The organism is Neisseria shayeganii 871 (assembly GCF_000226875.1).
Classification (GTDB): domain Bacteria; phylum Pseudomonadota; class Gammaproteobacteria; order Burkholderiales; family Neisseriaceae; genus Eikenella; species Eikenella shayeganii.
Window position 1 is genome coordinate 1,686,278 of record NZ_JH164926.1, and the last position, 22,122, is coordinate 1,708,399.

The 22,122-nt window shown below is 60.0% G+C and carries 23 protein-coding genes, 2 pseudogenes and 1 riboswitch; of the genes and pseudogenes, 19 read left to right on the forward strand and 6 right to left on the reverse strand.

Features of this window, described 5'->3' with window-relative positions; translation table 11 throughout:
- On the forward strand, positions 1-310 hold a 310-nt coding region (locus tag HMPREF9371_RS12785; RefSeq protein WP_198003622.1), incomplete at its 5' end, for a hypothetical protein.
- Between the two features lie 77 nt (positions 311-387).
- On the opposite strand, the gene ppsA is transcribed toward HMPREF9371_RS12785, so the two are convergent.
- The gene (ppsA, locus tag HMPREF9371_RS07825) at positions 388-2,775 is read right to left on the reverse strand and encodes a phosphoenolpyruvate synthase (protein ID WP_009119495.1); all 2,388 of its coding nucleotides are present in this window, start codon (positions 2,773-2,775) and stop codon (positions 388-390) included.
- A 363-nt stretch (positions 2,776-3,138) separates the two neighbouring features.
- On the opposite strand from ppsA, the gene ppsR reads away from it, so the two are divergent.
- Positions 3,139-3,960: a posphoenolpyruvate synthetase regulatory kinase/phosphorylase PpsR gene (gene ppsR, locus HMPREF9371_RS07830; RefSeq protein ID WP_009119498.1), complete on the forward strand. Its 822-nt coding sequence runs from the start codon at positions 3,139-3,141 to the stop codon at positions 3,958-3,960.
- 44 nt (positions 3,961-4,004) lie between these two features.
- On the opposite strand, the gene HMPREF9371_RS13555 is transcribed toward ppsR, so the two are convergent.
- The 3 genes from HMPREF9371_RS13555 to pepD form a co-directional block, all read right to left on the reverse strand.
- On the reverse strand, positions 4,005-4,151 hold the full coding sequence (locus HMPREF9371_RS13555; protein ID WP_009119499.1) for a hypothetical protein: 147 nt from the start codon (positions 4,149-4,151) through the stop codon (positions 4,005-4,007).
- Positions 4,152-4,205: 54 nt separating this feature from the next.
- Entirely contained in the window at positions 4,206-5,108 is a 903-nt protein-coding gene (gene prmB / locus HMPREF9371_RS07835; RefSeq protein WP_009119500.1) for a 50S ribosomal protein L3 N(5)-glutamine methyltransferase, read from the reverse strand.
- Positions 5,109-5,195: 87 nt separating this feature from the next.
- Positions 5,196-6,641, reverse strand: coding sequence for a beta-Ala-His dipeptidase (gene pepD, locus HMPREF9371_RS07840; protein ID WP_009119501.1), 1,446 nt, complete (start codon positions 6,639-6,641; stop codon positions 5,196-5,198).
- 231 nt (positions 6,642-6,872) lie between these two features.
- Here pepD and HMPREF9371_RS07845 point away from each other — a divergent pair, with 231 nt between their 5' ends.
- The gene (locus HMPREF9371_RS07845) at positions 6,873-8,054 is read left to right on the forward strand and encodes a phosphoglycerate kinase (protein ID WP_040660988.1); all 1,182 of its coding nucleotides are present in this window, start codon (positions 6,873-6,875) and stop codon (positions 8,052-8,054) included.
- A 64-nt stretch (positions 8,055-8,118) separates the two neighbouring features.
- Positions 8,119-8,276 (forward strand): annotated as a pseudogene (locus HMPREF9371_RS13560) (lipoprotein signal peptidase); the annotation flags it as partial.
- A gap of 39 nt (positions 8,277-8,315) precedes the next feature.
- On the opposite strand, the gene aroG reads toward HMPREF9371_RS13560, so the two are convergent.
- Positions 8,316-9,371: a 3-deoxy-7-phosphoheptulonate synthase AroG gene (aroG, locus tag HMPREF9371_RS07850; RefSeq protein ID WP_009119503.1), complete on the reverse strand. Its 1,056-nt coding sequence runs from the start codon at positions 9,369-9,371 to the stop codon at positions 8,316-8,318.
- A gap of 237 nt (positions 9,372-9,608) precedes the next feature.
- Positions 9,609-9,653: riboswitch (PreQ1 riboswitch) on the forward strand.
- Between the two features lies 1 nt (position 9,654).
- Here aroG and queF point away from each other — a divergent pair.
- From queF to HMPREF9371_RS13565, 4 genes and pseudogenes are all read left to right on the forward strand, one after another.
- Positions 9,655-10,125, forward strand: a complete 471-nt coding sequence (gene queF / locus HMPREF9371_RS07855; RefSeq protein ID WP_009119504.1) for a preQ(1) synthase — start codon at positions 9,655-9,657, stop codon at positions 10,123-10,125.
- Between the two features lie 102 nt (positions 10,126-10,227).
- Complete coding sequence (locus tag HMPREF9371_RS07860) at positions 10,228-10,800, forward strand: hypothetical protein (RefSeq protein WP_009119505.1); 573 nt, start codon at positions 10,228-10,230, stop codon at positions 10,798-10,800.
- A gap of 38 nt (positions 10,801-10,838) precedes the next feature.
- Positions 10,839-11,540 (forward strand): 7-cyano-7-deazaguanine/7-aminomethyl-7-deazaguanine transporter, encoded by a 702-nt coding sequence (locus tag HMPREF9371_RS07865; protein WP_009119506.1) that lies wholly within the window; start codon positions 10,839-10,841, stop codon positions 11,538-11,540.
- Between the two features lie 18 nt (positions 11,541-11,558).
- Positions 11,559-11,699, forward strand: a pseudogene (locus HMPREF9371_RS13565) (lipoprotein signal peptidase); the annotation flags it as partial.
- A gap of 330 nt (positions 11,700-12,029) precedes the next feature.
- On the opposite strand, the gene clpB reads toward HMPREF9371_RS13565, so the two are convergent.
- Positions 12,030-14,600 carry an ATP-dependent chaperone ClpB gene (gene clpB / locus HMPREF9371_RS07870; RefSeq protein ID WP_040660364.1) on the reverse strand — a complete coding sequence of 857 codons (2,571 nt, stop codon included), beginning with the start codon at positions 14,598-14,600 and terminating at the stop codon, positions 12,030-12,032.
- 182 nt (positions 14,601-14,782) lie between these two features.
- Between clpB and yaaA the strand changes: the two genes are divergently transcribed.
- The 11 genes from yaaA to HMPREF9371_RS07925 all read left to right on the forward strand — a co-directional run.
- A complete protein-coding gene (gene yaaA / locus HMPREF9371_RS07875; protein WP_009119509.1) occupies positions 14,783-15,562 on the forward strand; it encodes a peroxide stress protein YaaA in 780 nt (259 codons plus the stop codon).
- A 36-nt stretch (positions 15,563-15,598) separates the two neighbouring features.
- On the forward strand, positions 15,599-16,210 hold the full coding sequence (locus tag HMPREF9371_RS07880; RefSeq protein WP_009119510.1) for a 4'-phosphopantetheinyl transferase family protein: 612 nt from the start codon (positions 15,599-15,601) through the stop codon (positions 16,208-16,210).
- A 161-nt stretch (positions 16,211-16,371) separates the two neighbouring features.
- Entirely contained in the window at positions 16,372-17,121 is a 750-nt protein-coding gene (locus HMPREF9371_RS07885) for a beta-ketoacyl synthase chain length factor (protein WP_009119511.1), read from the forward strand.
- Positions 17,118-17,891: a lysophospholipid acyltransferase family protein gene (locus HMPREF9371_RS07890; RefSeq protein WP_009119512.1), complete on the forward strand. Its 774-nt coding sequence runs from the start codon at positions 17,118-17,120 to the stop codon at positions 17,889-17,891. Before HMPREF9371_RS07885 ends, HMPREF9371_RS07890 begins: the two co-directional genes overlap by 4 nt.
- Positions 17,875-18,135, forward strand: coding sequence for a phosphopantetheine-binding protein (locus HMPREF9371_RS07895; protein ID WP_009119513.1), 261 nt, complete (start codon positions 17,875-17,877; stop codon positions 18,133-18,135). Before HMPREF9371_RS07890 ends, HMPREF9371_RS07895 begins: the two co-directional genes overlap by 17 nt.
- A gap of 98 nt (positions 18,136-18,233) precedes the next feature.
- Positions 18,234-18,485 carry an acyl carrier protein gene (locus HMPREF9371_RS07900; RefSeq protein WP_009119514.1) on the forward strand — a complete coding sequence of 84 codons (252 nt, stop codon included), beginning with the start codon at positions 18,234-18,236 and terminating at the stop codon, positions 18,483-18,485.
- Positions 18,482-19,021 carry a COG4648 family protein gene (locus HMPREF9371_RS07905; protein ID WP_009119515.1) on the forward strand — a complete coding sequence of 180 codons (540 nt, stop codon included), beginning with the start codon at positions 18,482-18,484 and terminating at the stop codon, positions 19,019-19,021. The genes HMPREF9371_RS07900 and HMPREF9371_RS07905 overlap by 4 nt, the downstream gene beginning before the upstream one ends.
- Before the next feature lie 142 nt (positions 19,022-19,163).
- The gene (locus tag HMPREF9371_RS07910) at positions 19,164-19,877 is read left to right on the forward strand and encodes a glycosyltransferase family 2 protein (RefSeq protein ID WP_009119516.1); all 714 of its coding nucleotides are present in this window, start codon (positions 19,164-19,166) and stop codon (positions 19,875-19,877) included.
- The gene (locus HMPREF9371_RS07915) at positions 19,874-20,806 is read left to right on the forward strand and encodes an LpxL/LpxP family acyltransferase (RefSeq protein WP_009119517.1); all 933 of its coding nucleotides are present in this window, start codon (positions 19,874-19,876) and stop codon (positions 20,804-20,806) included. Before HMPREF9371_RS07910 ends, HMPREF9371_RS07915 begins: the two co-directional genes overlap by 4 nt.
- Positions 20,799-21,239 (forward strand): acyl-CoA thioesterase, encoded by a 441-nt coding sequence (locus HMPREF9371_RS07920; RefSeq protein ID WP_009119518.1) that lies wholly within the window; start codon positions 20,799-20,801, stop codon positions 21,237-21,239. Before HMPREF9371_RS07915 ends, HMPREF9371_RS07920 begins: the two co-directional genes overlap by 8 nt.
- A 136-nt stretch (positions 21,240-21,375) precedes the next feature.
- On the forward strand, positions 21,376-22,122 hold a 747-nt coding region (locus HMPREF9371_RS07925), incomplete at its 3' end, for a pseudouridine synthase (RefSeq protein WP_040660990.1).

The window sequence follows — 22,122 nt, forward strand, 5'->3', positions numbered from 1 at the left end:
GACTGCCGATGCAAGCCTTTTCTACGGCACAAACCCACCAAATCAGCAAACAACTGAAAACAATCGACTTAAAATTTTCTTCAAATCCGTTATCCCGCCGGAGCGACTCTCTCTCAAGCATGTCGTCAATGAACCTTATGGCAGTATTTGGGATCAAAACCCTCCTGTCTGCGGGGCGGATATGCTCGCAAGATGTCTAATCTTGCTGCGCTGGCTGGTTTGGCTCGCGCAGCGTGTCAAACCGCCCTCTTCGAGCGAGCTTGGCATGCCTAGTTTTTGCCACCCCAAACCGCTTCGCAAGAAACTTTGAACCGGCTCTCAGATCTACACAAACTGCCTCATAAAAACAGGCCGCTGTACACTACAGCGGCCTGCAAAATACCCGGTTTACTGTTTCAGCTCTTTGGCCAGATACAGCCAGGTTTCGATGACGGTATCGGGATTGAGGGAAATGGTTTCAATGCCCTCTTCTACCAACCATTTGGCGAAATCCGGATGATCGGACGGGCCTTGACCGCAAATACCCACGTATTTATTCAGCTTGCGGCAGGCTTGAATCGCCAAATGCAGCATCACTTTGACTGCCGGGTCGCGCTCGTCGAATGTGCCGGCAATCGGGCCGCCGCTGTCGCGATCCACGCCCAAGGTCAGCTGGGTCATGTCGTTGGAACCGATGGAGAAGCCGTCGAAATATTTCAGGAACTGCTCGGCCAACACGGCATTGGTGGGCAGTTCGCACATCATGATCAGGCGCAAACCGTTTTGGCCGCGCTCCAAGCCGTTTTCCTTCAAGGCTTTGATCACCGCTTCCGCTTCATGCAGGGTACGCACAAACGGAATCATGATTTCCACATTGGTGAGGCCCATTTCATCGCGCACACGCTTCAGCGCACGGCACTCCAAGGCGAAGCAATCTTTAAAATCCTCAGACACATAGCGGGCGGCGCCGCGGAAGCCCAACATCGGGTTTTCTTCATGTGGCTCGTATAGATTGCCGCCGATGAGATTGGCGTATTCGTTGGATTTGAAGTCGGACATCCGCACAATCACTTTTTTCGGATACACCGAAGCGGCCAAAGTGGACACGCCTTCGGCAATTTTATCGACGTAGAAATCCACCGGAGAAGCGTAACCGGCAATGCGGTCGGTGATCACGGCTTTCAACTCATTGTCTTGACGGTCGAATTCCAGCAAGGCTTTGGGGTGGATGCCGATCTGGCGGTTGATGATAAACTCCATACGGGCCAAACCGATGCCTTCGCTGGGCAGACTGGCGAAACCGAAAGCGAGTTCGGGGTTGCCCACGTTCATCATGATTTTGGCGGGCGCTTCGGGCATATTGTCCAAAGCCAGATCGATCACGTCCACTTTCAGCAGGCCGTCGTAAATCAGGCCGGTGTCGCCTTCCGCGCAAGACACGGTCACTTCCTGGCCGTCTTTCAACACCTCGGTGGCATTGCCGCAACCCACTACGGCCGGAATGCCCAATTCGCGGGCGATAATGGCGGCGTGACAGGTACGGCCGCCGCGGTTGGTCACGATGGCGGAAGCGCGCTTCATCACCGGCTCCCAATCGGGGTCGGTCATGTCGGTTACCAGCACATCGCCGGCCTGCACCTGATCCATTTCGGAAGCATCTTTAATCAGGCGCACTTTGCCTTGGCCGACTTTCTGGCCGATGGCGCGGCCTTCGCACAACACTTCGGATTTGTTTTCAATCCGGTAACGGCGCAGGGTGCTGTTGCGGTCTTCCTGCGATTTCACGGTTTCGGGACGAGCCTGCAAAATATACAGCTTGCCGTCCACACCGTCGCGGCCCCACTCCACGTCCATCGGGCGGCCGTAGTGTTCTTCAATGATCAGCGCATACTTGGCCAATTCGGTGATTTCTTCATCGCTAATCGAGAAGCGCTTGCGCTCGGCTTCGTCCACATCCACCACCTGAACCGACTTGCCGGCCTCGGCGGTATCGGTGAACGTCATTTTGATCAGTTTGGAACCCATGGTTTTGCGCAAAATGGCCGGGCGGCCGGCGCGCAAAGTGGGCTTGTGCACATAAAATTCGTCGGGATTCACCGCGCCCTGCACCACGGTTTCGCCCAAGCCGTAAGAAGCGGTCACGAAAACCACTTGGTCGAAACCGGATTCGGTGTCCATGGTAAACATCACGCCGGCTGCGCCGCTGTCGGAGCGCACCATGCGCTGCACGCCGGCAGACAAGGCCACCACATCGTGGGCGAAGCCTTTGTGTACGCGATAGGAAATGGCGCGGTCGTTATACAGCGAAGCGAACACATGCTTCATGGCCGCCTTCACGTTTTCCAAACCGTTGATATTGAGGAAAGTTTCCTGCTGGCCGGCAAAAGAGGCATCGGGCAGGTCTTCGGCGGTGGCGGAAGAGCGGACCGCCACGGAAATTTGGTCGGTGCCGGCATCGGCCACCATTTTTTCCCAGGCTACCTGAATATCGGCATCCAAATCGGCGGGGAACGGGGTATCCAAAATCCATTGGCGGATTTCTTTGCCCACGCGGGCCAACTCGGTGACGTCTTCTACATCCAATGCGGCCAGCACGGCAGAAATGCGCTCGCCCAAGCCCTCGTGGGCCAAAAATTTGCGGTAGGCATCGGCGGTGGTGGCAAAGCCGCCCGGCACGCGCACCCCTTTTTCGGTGAGCTGACTGATCATTTCGCCCAAAGAGGCATTTTTGCCGCCAACGCTTTCCACGTCGGTCATGCGCAGGTTTTCAAACCAAATTACATTATTACCGGCCATTGCTTGTGTTCCGTTTGTTTAGGATGCCGGTTCGGCGGCATCCGCAGGTTGAAAAGGGAAAATCCAAGTAAAGAAAAGCGGCGTTATTCTAACGGTTGGGATACTTTCTGTCATGCCCTTTTCAACGCCGATTCGCCCAAGCGAACATTCAAGTATCCACTCTATCACCATGATTCCCAAAACAATTTATAGAGAGCATTAACCAAACACCGCAACTTAAGCAAAGAAAACAGACACTTCTTGCACTCTCTTTTGCTGCACAGCAACAAAAGCCGGCTCCGGGCAAAAAACCGGCAAGGGCAAGCCGGCGCACACAATGCTAAAATGCCCGCTTTCCATCGGGCTACCTGAAAGGAACACACCATGCCCAACTGCCGCCACGCCATCTTCATTTCCGACCGCACCGGCCTCACCGCCGAAGGCATGGGCGACGCCCTGCTCAACCAATTCGACGGCATCGAATTCAAACGCCTCACCTACCGCTTCATCGACAGCTCCGAAAAAGCCGAAAAAGCAGTGGAAGAGATCAACCGCATCGCCGCCGAATGCAATCTGCGCCCCATTATTTTCACCAGCATTGTGGACGAAAACATCCGCAACATCGTGAAAAAAAGCGCCGGCCTGCACCTGAGCTTTTACGACGCCTTCATCAACCAGCTGGAAATCGAACTCAATGTGGCCGCCAACCACCAAGTCGGCCGCACCCACGGCATTCAAGACACCGAGCGCTACGATGCGCGCATGGAAGCGGTTAATTTTTCGCTCAACCACGACGACGGCGTGTCCGCCAAAGACCTCGCCCATGCCGACGTGATTCTGATGGGCGTCTCCCGCAGCGGCAAAACCCCCACCTGCCTCTATCTGGCCCTGCAATACGGCATCCGCGCCGCCAACTACCCGCTCACGCCCGACGATTTGGCGGTCACCGATCTGCCCAAAATGCTCAAGCCGTTTAAAAACAAAATCTACGGCCTCACCATCGACCCCGCCCGCCTGCACCACATCCGTACCGAGCGGCGTCCCGATTCCAAATACGCCAGCGTGGAAAACTGCCGCAGCGAAGTAAACGAAGCCGAATCCATGTTCCGCCAGCACGGCATTCCGTTTACCAGCACCACCCACAAATCGGTGGAAGAGCTGGCCGCCAGCATCATGCTGGCCTGCAAACTGCAACGCCGCTTTTAATTGACCGCACCATCCGCAAACGATAAAGGCTACCTGAAACGCTTTCAGGTAGCCTGAGACCTTTGCAAAACCCTCAGATGTGGATGCAGTTCAAGGCGTAGCAGCACAGCGAGTGCAGACATATCATATAGATAGGCAAGCGAGCGAGCAGCGCACAACGCAGAAATGCGCCGCAGATGGGGGTTTTGCAAAGGTCTCAGCCTTTGGTTTGCTTGTGTCGTGTTTAAGAAATCAGCACAACCCCATCAAGGCTTTTCGCCCAGCAGTTCTTCTCGCGTCAGCAAAAACACAAAACCGTCGCCGCCGGAGGTGTCCAGCCAAGTGAAAGGCAGCTCGGGATAAGCGGCCTCCAACACCTCGCGGTTGTGGCCGATTTCCACCAGCAGCACGCCGCGCGGATTGAGGTATTTGGCTGCGCACAGCAGAATTTGGCGGGTGGCGTCCAAGCCGTCCTCGCCGCTGCCCAACGACAGCTCCGGCTCGTGCAGGTATTCCTCGGGCAAGGCCGCCACGCTGTCGGCATCCACATAAGGCGGATTGGACACAATCAGGTCGTAAGTGCCTTCTAGGCCCTCGAACAAATCGGTGTGGATCAGCTGGATGCGCTCTGCCAAACCGTAGTTTTCCACATTGACGGCGGCCACTTCCAAAGCATCCAGGCTGATGTCCACCGCGTCGATTTCGGCATCGGGATAATGGTGCGCCATCTGCACCGCCAGACAGCCGCTGCCGGTGCACAAGTCCAGCGCGCGGTGCACCAACTCCTCATGCTCGATCCACGGCCGCAGCGGCTCGCCGAGCAGCTCGTAAATAAAGGAGCGCGGCACAATCACCCGTTCGTCCACATAAAAATCGAAATCGCCCTGCCAAGCCTGATGGGTCAGGTAGGCCACCGGTACGCGCTCTTCCACCCGCCGCTGCGCCAAGGCCAGCACGGCATCGATTTCCTGCGGCAGCAGCACGGCATCGAGATAAGGATCGAGTTCGTCCAAAGGCAGGCAGAGAGTGTGCAGAATCAGATAGGCGGCTTCGTCGTGCGCATTGTCGCTGCCGTGGCCGAACACCAGCCCGGCTTCGTTGAAACGACTGACGCAGAAGCGCAGCAGATCGCGCACGGTTTTGAGGTGGGAAGAAGCGGAAGCAAACATCGGTGTGGTTCTTTCAATCGAGATGAGGGGCGGCCAAACGGCAAAAGGATACGGCAGCGGGCTGCTTTCAGGTAGCCTGAAATGTGGTTAGGGCGTCTGCTTCAGCAAGGCCAGCAAAATCTGCCAACAGTCGGCCACGCTGTCGATGTGCAGCCGCTCGCGCGGGGTGTGCGCGTCTTCGATGGTGGGGCCGAAGGAAACCATTTCCACCTGCGGCAGACGCTCGCTCATCAGCCCGCACTCCAAGCCGGCATGAATCACTTCCACTTTCGGCTCGCAGCCGAAATGCGCGCGGAACACGTCTTGGGTGGCGGCAAACAAACGGGACGTGGCGTCCGGCGTCCATGCCGGATAATCTTCCGCCAACACCAGCTTGGCACCTGCCAAATCGGCCACCGAAGCCAAACGGCGGCTGAGCGCGTCTTTCGGGCTTTCCAAGAGCGAGCGCATCAGCAGGCAGAGATGCAGCTGCCCGGCATCGCTCTGCGCCACACTAAAGCAGAGCGACGTTTCCACGATGCCGGGAAAATCGTCGCTCCAACGCAGCACGCCGTCGGGCAGCACACACAGCAAGGCCACCGCGCGGCGGCTGTCTTCGGCGCAGAACGCCCGGCCGTCATGCGCCACCGCTTCGGCGCAGATAAACAATTGCGCGGCATGGCTGCCCAACTCGTTACGGGCGGCGTTTTCCGCCTCCTGCAACAGCGCCGCCAAAGCCGCACCCTGTCCGGCGGGCAACACGATTTCCGCCACCGCTTCGCGCGGAATCACATTGCGCAACCGCCCGCCCTGAAATGCTGCCAAATGCCAACCGGGGCTACCTGAAAGCCGGTGCAGCGTATCGGCCAGCAAAGTGATGGCATTGCCGCGCCCGCGGTGGATGTCGATGCCGGAATGGCCGCCGCGCAAACCGCCCACGGTAATGCGCCAGCGCTCGCCCGCCACCGCTTCCTGCCGCAGCGGCAGCGTGATTTCCGCATCGCGCCCGCCGGCACAGCCCAGATAAATGCTGCCGTTTTCTTCGGTGTCCAGATTGAGCAGATAACGGCCGTTGAGCCAATCGCCGCGTACACCGCGCACGCCGCCCATGCCGATTTCCTCCTCCACCGTGAGCAACACTTCCAGCGGCGGATGCTCGATGTCGTCGGCAAACAGCACCGCCAAAGCCATGGCGGCGCCGATGCCGTTGTCTGCGCCCAAAGTGGTGTGGTCGGCATACACCCAACCGTCACGAATCTGCGGACGGATGGGGTCGCGCACAAAATCGTGCGCCGATTCGGGCGTTTTCTGCGCCACCATATCGATGTGCGCCTGCAAAATCACGCCGGCTTTCTCCGCCATGCCCGCACCGTGTGCCGGTTTGGACACATAAAGATTGCCGGTTTCGTCTTGGCGCACCGACAAGCCTTTTTCCTGTGCACGCCGGCTAATAAACGCCGCCAACTCGGCTTCGTGGTAAGTGGGGTGCGGAATGGCGCAGATGTCGGCAAACCAGTGCCAAACAGATGTCGGATTCAGGGCGCGGATGGGCATACGGTGTTCCTTCGGCGGAAATACGGGAAAGCCGCGCAGTATAGTCGGACGCCGCCGCCGCTGTCGATAGCCCGCCCCGCCACCAACTTGCCCCAGGCTACCTGAAAACGAAAGACAGACGCGCCCGCGCGAGCAATACTTTCAGGTAGCCTGCCGCCCCGTTTGCCCGGAAACTTTGTTTATAAGATAATGCGCGCCGTTTCAAACCACTCCGACAAAAAGAGCAAGCAAATGGCCTTTCTGAAACTGACCGAACAAGACGTGCGCGGCAAAACCGTGCTCATCCGCGCCGACCTCAACGTGCCGCTGAAAGACGGCAAAATCGGCGACGACACCCGCATCCGCGCCTCCATGGCTTCCGTGCGCTATTGCCTGGAAAACGGCGCCGCCGTGATTCTGATGAGCCACCTGGGCCGCCCCACCGAAGGCGAATGCAAAGCCGAAGACGATCTAGCGCCGGTGGCCGCGCGCGTGGGCGAACTGCTGGGCCAAACTGTAAACGTGATCAACGATTGGCGCGCGAACCCGCCCAAGCCGCAGGCCGGCGAAGTGGTGATGCTGCAAAACGTGCGCGTGAACGTGGGCGAGAAGAAAAACCAGGCCGAACTCGGCCAAGCCTACGCCGCCCTGTGCGATATTTATGTGAACGATGCCTTCGGCACCGCCCACCGCGCCGAAGCCTCGCTGGTGGCCGTGGCCGAAGCCGCCCCGCTGGCCTGCGCCGGCGTGCTCTTGGCCGCCGAACTCGACGCGCTGGGCAAAGCGCTGAAAGAGCCCGCCCGCCCGATGGTGGCCATCGTAGCCGGCGGCAAAGTCTCCACCAAACTCACCATTCTCGACAGCCTGGCCGACAAAGTGGACCAGCTGATTGTGGGCGGCGGCATTGCCAACACCTTCCTGCAGGCCGCCGGCCACCCCATCGGCTGCTCGCTGGCCGAGGCCGATCTGGTGGACGAAGCGCGCAAAATCACCGCCAAAATGGCGGCCAAAGGCGGCGTGGTGCCGCTGCCGACCGATGTGGTGTGCGCCAAGGAGTTTGCCGAAACCGCCACCGGCGAAATCAAAGCCATCGACGAGGTGGCCCACGACGACATGATTCTGGACATCGGCCCGCAATCGGCCGCCGCGCTGGCCGACATGCTGAAACAGGCCGGCACCATCGTGTGGAACGGCCCGGTGGGCGTGTTTGAATTTGCCCAATTCGCCGAGGGCACCCGCGTGATGGCCGAAGCGATTGCCGAAAGCCCCGCGTTTTCCATCGCCGGCGGCGGCGATACCTTGGCCGCCATCGCCAAATTCGGCATCACTGACCGCATCGGCTACATCTCCACCGGTGGCGGTGCTTTCCTGGAGTTTTTGGAAGGCAAACCACTGCCCGGCGTGGCGGTGTTGGAACAACGCGCCCAAGGCTGATGTTGATTTAGTCTTCATAAAGCAAAACAGGCTACCTGAAAGCGTTTCAGGTAGCCTGAGACCTTTGCAAACCCCCCATCTGCGGCGCATTTCTGCGTTGTGCGTTTATGCCCTATGGGTACTGTTCGCTCGCTTGCCTATCTATCTGATATGTCTGCACTCGCTGTGCTGCTACGCCTTGAACTGCATCCACATCTGGAGGTTTTGCAAAGGTCTCAGCCTGTTTGGGTTTTCGCCGGCCGCCTCAACGGCCGCACCGAATCAAGCGCCCACCCGTTGGCGGTTGGCCTCGGCCATCAGCGCCAGCAGCTCTTCGGTGGCGTCCCAGCCGATGCAGGCGTCGGTAATGCTTTGGCCGTAGTTTTCCGGTTTGTCTTGACGGCCTTCCACCAAATGGCTTTCCACCATGATGCCCATGATATTGTCTTCGCCGTTTTTCAGCTGCGCAGCCACGTCGGCGGCCACTTCCATCTGCCGTTTGTAGTCTTTGCGGCTGTTGGCGTGGCTGAAATCCACCATCAGTTTGGGGGTGACGCCGGCTTTGGTGAGCTCGGCGGCGGCGGCTTTCACGTGTTCGCTGCTGTAGTTCGGCTCCTTGCCGCCGCGCAGAATCACATGGCAATCCGGGTTGCCGGCGGTGTGCACAATCGCCGAATGGCCGGCCTTGGTGACCGATAGGAAATGGTGCGGATGGCTGGCGGCGCCGATGGCGTCGATGGCGATTTTCAGATTGCCGTCGGTGCCGTTTTTAAAGCCCACCGGGCAAGACAAGCCGCTGGCCAGCTCGCGGTGCACCTGGCTTTCGGTGGTGCGCGCGCCGATGGCGCCCCAGGAAATCAAGTCGGCATAATATTGCGGCGTGATCATGTCGAGAAATTCGGTGGAGGCCGGCATGCCCAAGTTGTTCAGCTCCAACAGCAGGCGGCGCGCCTGGCGCAGGCCGTAATTGATGTCGAAGGTGCCGTCGATGTGCGGGTCGTTGATCATGCCTTTCCAACCCACGGTGGTGCGTGGTTTTTCAAAATATACGCGCATCACAATCAGCAGCTCTTGTTCATACTGTTTTTTCAAGGGCAGCAGACGGGCGGCGTATTCCAGCGCTGCTTTGGGGTCGTGAATCGAACAGGGGCCGATGATCACCAACAGGCGTTTGTCTTCGCCGTGCACCAGCTTGGCAATTTGGGCGCGGGTGTCGGCCACCAGATTTTCCGCCTCACGATTGATGGGCAACTCATACAAATGGGCAATCGGCGGCAACAGTTCGTGAATATCGTTGATGCGCACGTCATCGGTGCGGGTTTTGTAGTGGCTCGTCATGGTTGTGGTCGCAATCGTTGTCAAAGGCGGCTATTGTGGCTTGTTTGACCGACACCCGCAAGCCTTACAGGCAATAAGTAGCACAATATGGCTTTCACTGGCCATGAATCTGCATTCGCAAGTATTTCATGTTCAAAAAAACGGTTTTTTAAGAATTTTGTTTTCGATAATAGCAAAAATAAATCAAATATTTGACGAGAAATCCAAAAGCCGTATAATAGCCGCCCTTTCAATTTATCTACCGTGGTTCGCAAACCTCCCACGTAAAAAAACTAGGACACTCATGAGAACTTCAAACGAGCTCGACGGCCTGACGCTGCTGGGCAAACAACAAACGGTTTACCGCTCCGATTACGCGCCCGAAGTGCTGGAAGCATTCGACAACAAACACCCCGGCAACGACTACTTCGTCAAATTCATCTGCCCCGAATTCACCAGCCTGTGCCCGATGACCGGCCAGCCCGACTTCGCCACCATCGTCATCCGCTACATCCCCGATGTGAAAATGGTGGAGAGCAAATCGCTCAAACTCTATCTGTTCAGCTTCCGCAACCACGGCGACTTTCACGAAGACTGCGTCAACATCATCATGAAAGACCTCATCGCCCTGATGGACCCGAAATACATCGAAGTCTTCGGCGATTTCACGCCCCGCGGCGGCATTGCCATCCACCCCTTCGCCAACTACGGCCGCCCCGGCACCCCTTTTGTCGACATGGCGCGCGAACGCCTGTTGCGTCACGATATGCAATAAGCCGCCCGCCAACGGCGCAGCAGCTTCTTTAATCAATAGAAAACCTCTACTTCCCCCCTTCCCCATAACAATACGTCCGGCCACACCGGACCCCTACCCTTTATGACAGACTTTATTCAGGAACTCAGCAAATGCCGCGCCTACGGCACCCAAATCCCCTTCCGCCCCGAAGCCGTACGCGGCTATACCGAGCAGGAAATCGAGCGCATCAGCCGCCGCTACAACCTCAACATCCACGGCCAGTTCCGCCAACTGTTGTTGCAGATGGGCCGCTGCTCGGGCGGCCTGGTGTGGAGTGACGAAATCACCCTCTACGACGCCCGCTGGCAACCGCGCCTGTTCAAACAATACCAAACCGCCGAATCGCAAGCCATGCTGGAAGATGCCGCCATCCACACCGGCTACCTGAAATCCGGCATCCATCCGATTATCCACAAACTCTTTCCCTGGCGCTTCAACAACGACCGCACCGCCGCCTACTGCTTGGTCACCGAAGAACCGGACGACTACATTTGGCACCAATACGACGACGGTTTTACCATCAAGAAAACCGCCTTCACCCTGCTGGAAGATCTGCGCCGCAGCGTCGAAACCGTTACCAAGCGCGCCTTGGGTTTGGGTTTCGATTACACTGAAGAAGACTTCGCCCTGTTCACCACCGGCCGGCTGTTGTAAGCCCGACTGTCCCGCCCCATTTTTTCAGGTAGCCTGCCATGCACTACACTTTCACCCCGCAACAACAAAGAAAAGCCCTCTGGTGGCTGGCCTTCTTCCACATCGCCATCATCGCCGTGAGCAACTACCTGGTGCAGTTCCCCTTCAGCCTAACCCTGCCCGGTGGCCACACCGTCCACTCCACCTGGGGCGCCATCAGCTTTCCCTTTATCTTTCTCGCCACCGACCTGACCGTGCGCATCTTCGGCCGCCGGCTGGCACGACGGATTATTTTTTTCGTCATGCTGCCCGCCTTGGTGCTGTCCTATCTGGTGTCGGTGCTGTTTTATCAAGGCAGCTGGCAGGGCTTGGGCGCCTTGGCCGCTTTCAACGGGCTGGTTTGGCGGATTGCCGCCGCCAGTTTCGCCGCCTATGTGCTCGGCCAACTGCTCGACATCACCGTTTTCAGCCGCCTGCGCCGCCTGCGGGCTTGGTGGGTCGCCCCTTCGGCTTCTACTGTGGCCGGCAATGCCGCCGACACCCTGCTGTTTTTTGCCATCGCGTTTTACGCCAGCAGCAACACCTTTATGGCCGCCAACTGGCCGCACATCGCTTGGGTGGATTACCTGTTCAAACTCACCATTTGCACCCTGTTCTTCCTGCCCGCCTACGGCGTGCTGCTCAACCTGCTTACCCGCAAACTCACCGTCCTCAAACGGCACGAAGCAGCCGCTTTAGAAACTGCAACACAGCAACGATAAAAATTCTGCCCGAGACCTTTGCAAAACCCTCATCTGCGGCGCATTTCTGCGTTGTGCGCTGCTCGCTCGCTTGCCTATCTAGATGATATGTCTACGCTCGCTGTGCTGCTGCGCCTTGAACTGCATCCACATCTGAGGGTTTTGCAAAGGTCTCTGCCCATCTTTATTTACGGGGTAAAGACCGCAAACGCCAAACATAAAAACATGTGCGCAAGATCGCATACCTTGCGCACATGTTTCATTGATGTTTATGCCCTTACTTTACCAGCACCCACACAAGGGCGCATGAACAGCTTGCGGCCTTTGCACCCCCCATCTGCGGCGCATTTCTGCGTTGTGCGTTTATGCCCTATGGGTACGGCTTGCTCGCTTGCCATCCTCATGATGTGTCTGTCCCACGGGGATTCCTAGCTTCACGTTCGCTGTGCTGCTACGCCTTGAACTGCATCCACATCTGAGGGTTTTGCAAAGGTCTCAGCTTTATTAGACTTAAGCAAACGCCAGCCGGCCGTTTTCCGCTTCCACATGAATCCGGCTGCCGGCGGCATAGTCGCCGGCCAAAATGCGTTTGGCCAAGGGGTTTTCGATTTCGGCCTGAATCGCGCGCTTGAGCGGACGGGCGCCGTAAATCGGGTCGAAACCGGCCTGCGCCAACACATCCAGCGCCGCGTCGGACACCTCCAAATGCAGTTCCTGCGCCGCCAGACGGCGGGTAAGACCCTGCAGCTGAATCTTAGCGATGCTGCGGATGTGCTGCTGGTCGAGGCCGTGGAACACCACCACTTCGTCGATGCGGTTGATCAGTTCGGGGCGGAAATGCTGTTTCACGTCTTCCATCACCACTGCCTTGAGCGCATCGTAATCGGCGGTGCCCATCTGCTGGATGTGCTGGCTGCCGATATTGGACGTCATCACGATCACCGTGTTTTTGAAATCCACCGTGCGGCCTTGGCCGTCGGTGAGGCGGCCGTCGTCCAGCACTTGCAGCAGAATGTTGAACACATCGGGGTGGGCTTTTTCCACTTCGTCGAGCAACACCACGCTGTAAGGCTTGCGGCGCACCTGTTCGGTCAGGTAGCCGCCTTCTTCGTAGCCCACGTAGCCCGGAGGCGCGCCGATCAGGCGGGCGATGCTGTGTTTCTCCATGTATTCCGACATATCGATGCGGATCAGGTGCTCTTCGCTGTCAAACAGGAAGCCGGCCAGGGTTTTGCACAGCTCGGTTTTGCCCACGCCGGTGGGGCCGAGGAAGAGGAAGCTGCCGTAAGGCTTGTTGGGATCGGACAGGCCGGAGCGGCTGCGGCGGATGGCATCGGCCACGGCACGCACGGCTTCGTCTTGGCCCACCACGCGGCGGTGTAGCACGTCTTCCATTTTCAGCAGTTTCTCGCGCTCGCCTTCCATCATTTTGCTCACCGGAATGCCGGTCATGCGCGACACGATTTCGGCCACTTCGTCCGCCCCCACTTTGGTGCGGAACAGGCGGTTGCTCTGGGCGCCGCCGCTGTTTTCGGCCGCTTTCAGCTGGGCCTCCATCTGCGGCAGGTCGCCGTATTGCATGCGGGCGGCCGCCTCCAGATTGCCTTGACGTTTGAACTGCTCGATTTTGATTTTGATTTCATCGATCCGCTTTTTGATGTCGGCGCTGCCGGAAGTGGCGGCTTTCTCGGCTTTCCAGATTTCGTCCAAATCGGCGTATTCTTTTTGCAGCGCGGCGATTTCCTCGTCAATCAGCAGCAGGCGTTTTTTGCTCGCCTCGTCGCTTTCTTTTTCCACGTGCATTTTTTCCATGCGCAGTTGGATGATGCGGCGGTCGAGTTTGTCCATCTGCTCGGGTTTGCTGTCCAGCTCCATTTTGATGCGGCTGGCGGCTTCGTCGATCAGGTCGATGGCCTTATCGGGCAGGAAGCGGTCGGTGATGTAGCGGTTACTCAGCTCGGCCGCGGCCACAATGGCAGGGTCGGTGATGTCGATGCCGTGGTGGATTTCGTAACGTTCCTGCAAGCCGCGCAGAATGGCGATGGTGTCTTCCACGCTGGGCTCAGACACCAGCACTTTCTGGAAGCGGCGCTCCAGCGCGGCGTCTTTTTCGATGTATTGGCGGTATTCGTCTAAGGTAGTGGCGCCGATGCAGTGCAGTTCGCCGCGCGCCAGCGCGGGTTTGAGCATATTGCCCGCGTCCATGGCGCCGTCGGTTTTGCCCGCGCCCACCAAAGTGTGGATTTCGTCGATGAAAATCAGCGTATTGCCGTCGTCTTTGGCCAAGTCGTTGAGCACGGCTTTCAGGCGCTCTTCAAATTCGCCGCGGTATTTGGCACCGGCAATCAGGGCGGCCAAATCCAAAACCAACAGGCGTTTGTTGCGCAGCGATTCGGGCACTTCGCCGTCCACGATGCGCTGGGCCAAACCTTCCACAATCGCGGTTTTGCCCACGCCCGGCTCGCCGATCAGCACGGGGTTGTTTTTGGTGCGGCGCTGCAATACCTGCACCGCGCGGCGGATTTCGTCGTCGCGGCCGATCACCGGGTCGAGCTTGCCTTCGCGGGCGCGCTCGGTTAAATCCAAGGTGTATTTTTTCAATGCTTCGCGTTGGTCTTCGGCATTCGGGTTGTCCACGCTCTCGCCTCCTCTCACTTCGTCAATCGCCCGGTTCAAACCGGCCTCGTTCACGCCGGCGTCTTTCAGAATGCGGCCGGCGGCACCGTTTTCCTGCACCAGCGCCAGCAGAAACAATTCGCTGGCAATATAGGCGTCGCCACGTTTGGCCGCGGCTTTGTCCATCAGGTTGAGCACGTTTTGCAGCTCGCGGCTGGGCATCATTTCGCCGCCCTGGCCGGACACCTGCGGCAGGCTGTCAAGCTGCTGCTGTACCGCACGCTTGATCTGCATCACATTGCCGCCGGCTTTCACCAACAGGGCAGACATGCCGCTGTCGGTGTCGTCCAGCAGCGCTTTGAGCACATGCGCCGCTTCCAGATAGCCGTTGTCTTTCGCCAAAGCCAAGCTCTGCGCTTCTTGCAGCGCCTGTTGGAACTTGGCGGTGAGCTTGTCGTATCGCATATTGTTTTTCCTCATAGAATGGTTGACTAGCGGCTATATGGGCATGGCGGTTTTTTTGTCAAGCGGCGGCGGGGAAAATTTTTCTATAGCGCTGTTTCCGGCGCGACAGGCTACCTGAAAGCCCGCCCGTCTTGCCGGCAAATCCGTTAAAATGCCCGCTTTTCCGTTTCAGGTAGCCTGCCATGTTTTTCGTGCTCTCCCCCGCCAAAAACCTCAACGAAACCGATGCCGCGCCGATTGCCGAGCATACCCAGCCCGCCCTGCTCGATCAGGCCGAACAGCTGCTGCCGGTGTTGCGCGCCCTTGCGCCGCAGGACATCGCCGAATTGATGTCGGTGTCCGACAAAATCGCCCGCCTCAACGCCGAACGCTTCGCCACCTGGCACACGCCCTTCACGCCCGACAACGCCAAGCAGGCGGTGTTTATGTTCAACGGCGACGTGTACGAAGGCTTGGCTGCCGCCGGCCTGACGCCTGCCCAACTGAATTGGCTGCAAGAGCACGCCGGCCTGCTCTCCGGCCTCTACGGCCTCTTGCGCCCGCTCGACCTGATGCAGCCCTACCGCCTGGAAATGGGCACCAAGCTGGCCAATCCGCGCGGCAAAGACCTCTACGCCTTCTGGGGCGATCGGATCACCGAAGCCCTCAACCAACGGCTGGCCGAAACCGGCACCGATGTTTTGATCAACCTGGCCTCGCAGGAATACTTCAAATCCGTGCGCCCGCAGGCGCTCAAGGCGCGCATCATCACGCCGGTTTTCCAAGACGAAAAAAACGGCCGCTACAAAGTGATCAGCTTTTACGCCAAACGCGCCCGCGGCCTGATGCTGCGCTATGCCGCCAAACACGCCCTCAGCCAACCCGAAGCCCTGCAGGATTTCGACAGCGAAGGCTACGCCTTTTGCCCGGCCGCTTCGTCTGAACAAGAATGGGTGTTCCGCCGCGCCGAAAACGCTGCCTAAGCAGCTGCCCCGCCGCCGTTCAGGCTACCTGAAACCATGTCCGCCAACCGCCTGCTCACCGTCTGCCTTGCCGCCGAAGACTGCGCCGCCGGCTACCGCGCCGAGCATTTGTGCGCCGCCGACCGCCGCCGTCTCGCCGAACACCCGCAGCTGGCCGACCAAACCGGCTGGCAAAGCGCACGCTTTCTGCGCCGACAAATGGAGGACGACGGCAGCGGCTGCCTGAGCCACAGCGACGGCTGTGCGGCCTGGTCGCCCGCCGGCAGCGGCATCGATTTGGAAACCCTGCGCGCCCGCCGCTTCGAAGCCTGGCCAAAGCTGGTCTGCACCGCAGACGAACAAATCTGGCTGCAGCAACACGGCAACACGGCCGAGGCGCATTATCTGTTGTGGACGCTGAAAGAAGCCTTGCTCAAAGCCGCCGGCCTCGCTTGGGCCGACCTGCCCCGCGTCGGCCTACGCCGCCGGGCGGCGAATTGGGTGCTGGCCGGCGGCGACCGTCAAAACTGGTGCGGCGAAGCCGTCCGCATCAACCGCAGCCACCTGGCCGCCTGCGTGTGGCCGCCCGAACTGGCCGACGGCATCCACTGGCAGGCTTTCGGCGCCTGGCAGCAGGCCGATATTCAAGTATTGGCGGCTTTCAGGTAGCCTACTCCGCCTGCCCCGAGTAAAAACAGCATCAGAAACGTTAAACCGCTTGTTATCACAGCAAACCGCCGCTGCCAGGCTACCTGAAACCCAGATTGTGCAATCGGCCGCGCTGTGCTTTAATTCAGCCCGCTTTCCCCATCCCGAGCGCACCGCCACGCATGAATACGCCTGCCTGTTGTTTCCGTCTCGCCGCCTGGCACGCCGTTTCCACCCGTCTGCATTCGGCAGAAGACTGGACGGCGTGGGCGCAAGACCGGCTCTGCGCCGACCAACTGCCCGACACCAAGCCCGAAGTGGCCTTTCTGCCCGCCATGCAGCGGCGGCGTTTGGGCTTGTCGGCCAGGCTGCTGTTTCAGGCCGCACATGCCGTATTGGGCGAACACGGCCCCTGCCCCTTGGTGCTGGCCTCGCATGACGGCGAAATCAACCGCAGCTTCGATTTGTGGCAGCAGCTGTTGCGCGAAGGCAGCGTATCGCCCACCTCCTTCGGCCTGTCGGTGCACAACGCCACCGCCGGCCAGTGGTCGATGCTGCGCCAAGACATGAGTGAATGCACTGCGCTGGCGGTGCAGCAGGACGGCTTGGAAACCGCCGTTTTGGAAGCCGCCGCCCTGTTGGCCGAAGGGGCGCCCAGAGTGCTGGCGGTGCTGACCGACGAACCCTTGTCGGCCGACTACCCCGCCGAACCCGCCTTGCGCGCGCCCTTTCCCTACGCGCTGGCCCTGTTGCTGGAGCCGGGCGACGATTGGTCGCTGACGCCGGTGCCAAAAGATGCGGAAGAAACGGCGGATACCGCCCCCGGCTATTGGGGCGCACTCGCCTGGCTGCGCCGCCATTACCGCGGCGAGCGCGAATGGCGGCAGCAATACGCCGGCGGCCGTGCCTGGCATTGGCGGCGGCAGGCATGAAGCGGCGCCTCAACCGGCTGTGGCGGCTGCTCGCCACCGCGCTCGGTTTCGTGATGTTCGGCGTGTTCGGCGTGCTGTTTCAAATCGTGCTGCTGCCTTATCTGCTCCACCCCGAACGCCACACCTTGGCCCGGCAGAAAAAAGCGCGCCGCCTGGTCACCCGCAGCTGGCTGTGGTTTACCCGCTATCTGACGGGCAGCGGCATTGTGGCGGCGCATTTCGAAGGCTTCGAGCGCCTGGGCCGCCCCGGCCAGCTGATTGTGGCCAACCATCCGTCGCTGCTCGATGTGGTCTTTCTGCTCAGCCGCGTGCCCGAGGCCAACTGCATCGTGAAAGCCGATTTGCAGCACAATCCGACCATGAAGGGCCAAATTGCCGCCTGCGGCTACCTGCCCAACGAAGAAAGCCTGGAGTTTGTGGACACCGTGCACGACATCCTGCAGCGCGAATGCCTGCTGGTTTTTCCCGAAGGCACGCGCACCGGCTGGGACGGCGAAGTGCGTTTCCACCGCGGCGTGGTGTCGATGGGCTTACGCAGCGCGCAGGTGATCACCCCGGTGGTGGTGCGCATGCGGCCCCTAAACTTCAAAAAAGGGCAGCCGTGGTACCGCATTCCGCTGGAAAAGCCGGTATACCGTTTTACCGTGGGCGAAGACATCGACCCGCAAACCTGGCTGGCCGAAAAGCCGCTGCCGATTGCCGCGCGGCGGCTGAACGACCATCTGCAACATTATTTCAACGAGAGGACCCGCCATGAACCCACTGCATGAAGAAATCAAACAGTTGATTATCGACAGCCTCGGCCTCGAAGACCTGACCGCCGCCGACATCGACAGCCACGCCCCGCTGTTCGGCGACGACGGCCTGGGCTTGGATTCGGTGGACGCGCTCGAACTGGGCCTGGCCGTACAAAAACACTTCGGCTTCAAGCTGGACGGCGAAAACGAAGAACTGCGCCAAAGCTTTGCCAGCGTGGCCACCCTGGCCGACTTCGTGACCCAACAGCGTGCCTGATGCCCGCCCAATCAGGCTACCTGAAAGCCATAAACGCTTTCAGGTAGCCTACCGTTTGCACCATACCTTCGATACTCCATAACACCGCAATCCACGCCATGAACGAAAACGACATCCGCCAAATGTTGATGGACGCATTGGAAAACCTGTTCGAAATCGACACCGCCAATGTGACCGGCAGCAGCCATCTTTATGAAGACCTGGAAATCGACAGCATCGACGCCATCGACTTGCTCGACCACATCAAACGCCAAACCGGCCATAAACTGCAAACCGAAGACTTCCGCAGCGTGCGCACGGTGGACGACGTGGTGCAGGCCGTGATGAAACTGGTGCGGGCCGCCGAATGAACACCGCCGCGCGGGTGTGCCTGATTCTGCTGAGTCTGGCCTACCCCGCCCTGTGGTATTACGGCCGCGAACACGGCTGGTTTTTCTGGCTGGCCGGCCTGATGGCGCTGCTGTGGGGCCTGCGCGCTCTCACGCAGCAAGAGCGCGGCCAACGCACCGTATCCGCCTTGGTGGCCGCCTTTTTTCTGGTGGTGCTGCTGTGGCAGCGGCAGGAAAGCATGTATTGGTATCCCGTGTGGGTGAACGCCTTGATGCTGCTGCTGTTCGGCGGCAGCCTGCTGCACGGCCGGCCGGTGGTAGAACGCCTGGCCCGCCTGCAAACGCCCGATCTGCCGCCGCAAGCTGTGGCCTATACCCGCCGCGTCACCCAAATCTGGTGCGTTTTCTTCCTGCTCAACGGCGGCACTGCCGCCGCGCTGGCCCTGACGGAGCACCACAGCTGGTGGGCGATCTACACCGGCATCGTGAGCTACCTGCTGATGGGCCTCCTGATGGGCGGCGAATACGCCTACCGCAAACTGGTTTTGAAAGTTTAGAGGCTGTTGTCGATCAGCATTCAGCTGTTTTCGGCACCACAAGCGCTTCGCCCCCCCCAAGCGGCTACACGCCTCTGCCCTCAGGCTACCTGAAACCTTTTTCTCCCTTTTCCCTACCCTCCCCGATTGCCCCAGCACCGCCATGTCCGTATTAGCCCTCATCCCCCACTACCGCCACCCCGACACCCTGCCCGCCGTGGTGGCCGCCCTGCGCGCACACGGCCTGCCCGTGTTGGTGGTGGACGACGGCTCCGGCGACGCCTGCCGAGCCGCGCTGCAGGCACTCGAAACAGACGGCGTTCAGGTAGCCTTCAAGTCGGCCAACGGCGGCAAGGGCAGCGCCATGAAATGGGGCTTCAAACTGGCGGCCGAACAGGGCTACAGCCATGTGCTGCAAATCGATGCCGATGCCCAGCATTGTTTCGACGACATCCCCAAGCTGCTGCACGCCTCCGCCGCGCAGCCCGAAGCCTTGGTGTGCGGCCGCCCCGTTTACGGCCCCGACGCGCCGAAATCCCGCCTGTACGGCCGCAAAATCACCGATTTCTGGAACATGCTGCACACCGCCTCCTGCGACATCAAAGACGGCATGTGCGGCTTCCGCCTCTATCCGGTGCCGCCCGCGCTGGCCGTGATTTGGTCGGAAACCGTGGGCGAGCGCATGGATTTCGACAACGACATCCTGATCCGCCTCTATTGGCGCGGCACCCCGCTCGTGTGGATAGACACCCCCGTGCGTTACACCCCCGGCGGCGTTTCGCACTTCCACGCCTGGCGCGACAACCTCTTAATCAGCAAAATGCACGCCCGCCTGTTTTGCCGCATGCTGGCCCGCCGCCTCGGTCTGCGCCCATGAGTCTGAATGCCGAACATTGGGCGGCGCAAAACGAGCGCGGCCACCGCGTGTTCCTCCGCCTCACCGAATGGATGGTGCGCCATCTGCCCGTGCCGGTGATGCGCGTCTGCACCGCCTGCGTCTGCCTGTATTTCTACCTCACCGCCCCTGCGCAACGCCGCCACATCCGCCAATACCAAACCCGGCTGCAACGGCATTTCCCGCATGTCAGGCTACCTGAAAGCCTGCCGGTGTACCGCCAGTTTGCCGCCTTCGGCGAAGCGCTGACCGACCGTTTCGCCGTCTGGCAGCGGCGCATCCGCTACGCCGACCTGGTGGTGGACGACCCCGACAATCTTTATGCCGATATGGACAACCCCGCCCTGCGCGGCCAGATACTCATCTGCTCGCATCTGGGCAACGCCGAAATCTGCCGCGCCCTGGCCGACAGCGGCCACCACCCGAATTTCAAACTCAACGTGCTGGTGCACAGCCGCCATGCCCAAGCCTTCAACCAAGCCCTGAAAAACGCCGGCGCCAGCGAGCTCAACCTGATTCAGGTAGCCGAGCTCGACGCCGCCGCCATGCTGGCCTTGGCCGAACGGCTGGACAGAGGCGAATGGCTGGCCGTGGCGGCCGACCGCGTGCCCCTGCGCGGCGAAAAAACCGTAACGGTGGATTTTCTCGGCCACCCCGCCCGCCTGCCGCAAGGCGCCTGGCTGCTGGCCGGCCTCTTGAAAGCGCGCACCAACACCCTGTTTGTGCTCAAGCAAAACGGCCGCTATCATCTCAAACTGCGCCGCTTCGCCGACGTGCCGGCTTGGCCGCGCGGCCGCCGCGAAGCCGAAACCGCCGCCGCCCAACGCTATGCCGACCGCCTGGCCGAACACGCCGCCCAAGCCCCGCTGCAATGGTTCAACTTCTACGATTTCTGGAACACCGATGCCTAAACACGTTTACTGCCGCCACCGCAGCGAGATTCTGGTGCCCTTTTTCGACGTGGACGCCATGCACATCGTCTGGCACGGCCATTATGTGAAATACCTCGAAGTGGCCCGCTGCGCCTTTCTCGACGCCTTGGGCTACAACTACGACATCATGCGCGAACACGGCCATGCCTGGCCGGTGGTGAAAATGGACCTGAAATACATCCGCCCCGCCCGCTTCAACCAAATACTGCACGTTGATTTGGCGCTGATGGAATACGAAAGCTGCCTGCGCCTCGACTACACCCTCAGCGACGCCGCCAGCGGCGAAAAACTCACCCGCGCCAGCACCACCCAAGTACCCGTATCGCTGGCCGACGGCGAAATGCAATACCAAACCCCCGACAGCTGGCGGCAGGCCGTGCGCCGCTTTACCGGCTACCGCCCCCACCCTTAATACACAGCAGGCTGAAACCTTTGTCAAACCCCAGTGCAGATGCCGTTCAAAGTGCGGCAGCGCACAACGCAGAAAGGCGCCGCAGATGGAGGTTTTGCCAAGGTATCAGGCTACCTGAAAGCCGAAAGACCCCCTTATGCCGTCCCCCACTCCCGCCGCCGAACCCACCGTCCGCCTGTCCAAACGCATGGCCGAACTCGGCCTGTGCTCCCGCCGCGAAGCCGACAGCTACATCGAACAGGGCTGGGTAACAGTAAACGGCCAAACCGCCGTACTCGGCCAAAAAGTCGGCCCGCGCGACCGCATCGACCTCAACAAACAGGCCCACCAACAACAAGCCGCCCGCGTCACCATTTTGCTCAACAAACCCGTGGGCTACGTCAGCGCGCAGGCCGAAAAAGGCTATGCCAGCGCCGCCGAACTGATCACCGCCGACAACCACTGGTCGGGCGACACCAGCCGCATCGCCTTCCAAGAAGCCCACCGCCGCGGCCTCGCCCCGGCCGGCCGGCTCGATATCGACTCGGTGGGTCTGTTGGTGCTCACCCAAGACGGCCGCATCGCCAAACAGCTGATCGGCGAAAACAGCGGCATCGAAAAAGAATACCTGGTGCGCGTGCGCGGCCGCCTGAGCGAAGACGGCCTGCGCCTGCTCAACCACGGCCTCTCGCTCGACGGCGAAGCCCTGCGCCCGGCCAAAGTGAGCTGGCAAAACCCAGACCAACTGCGCTTTGTGCTCAAACAGGGCAAAAAACGCCAAATCCGCCGCATGTGCGAATTGGTCGGCCTGCGCGTGGTCGGCCTCAAACGCATCCGCATGGGCAAGGTCAAACTCGGCGCCCTGCCGCCCGGCCAATGGCGCTATCTGGCACCGAACGAACGC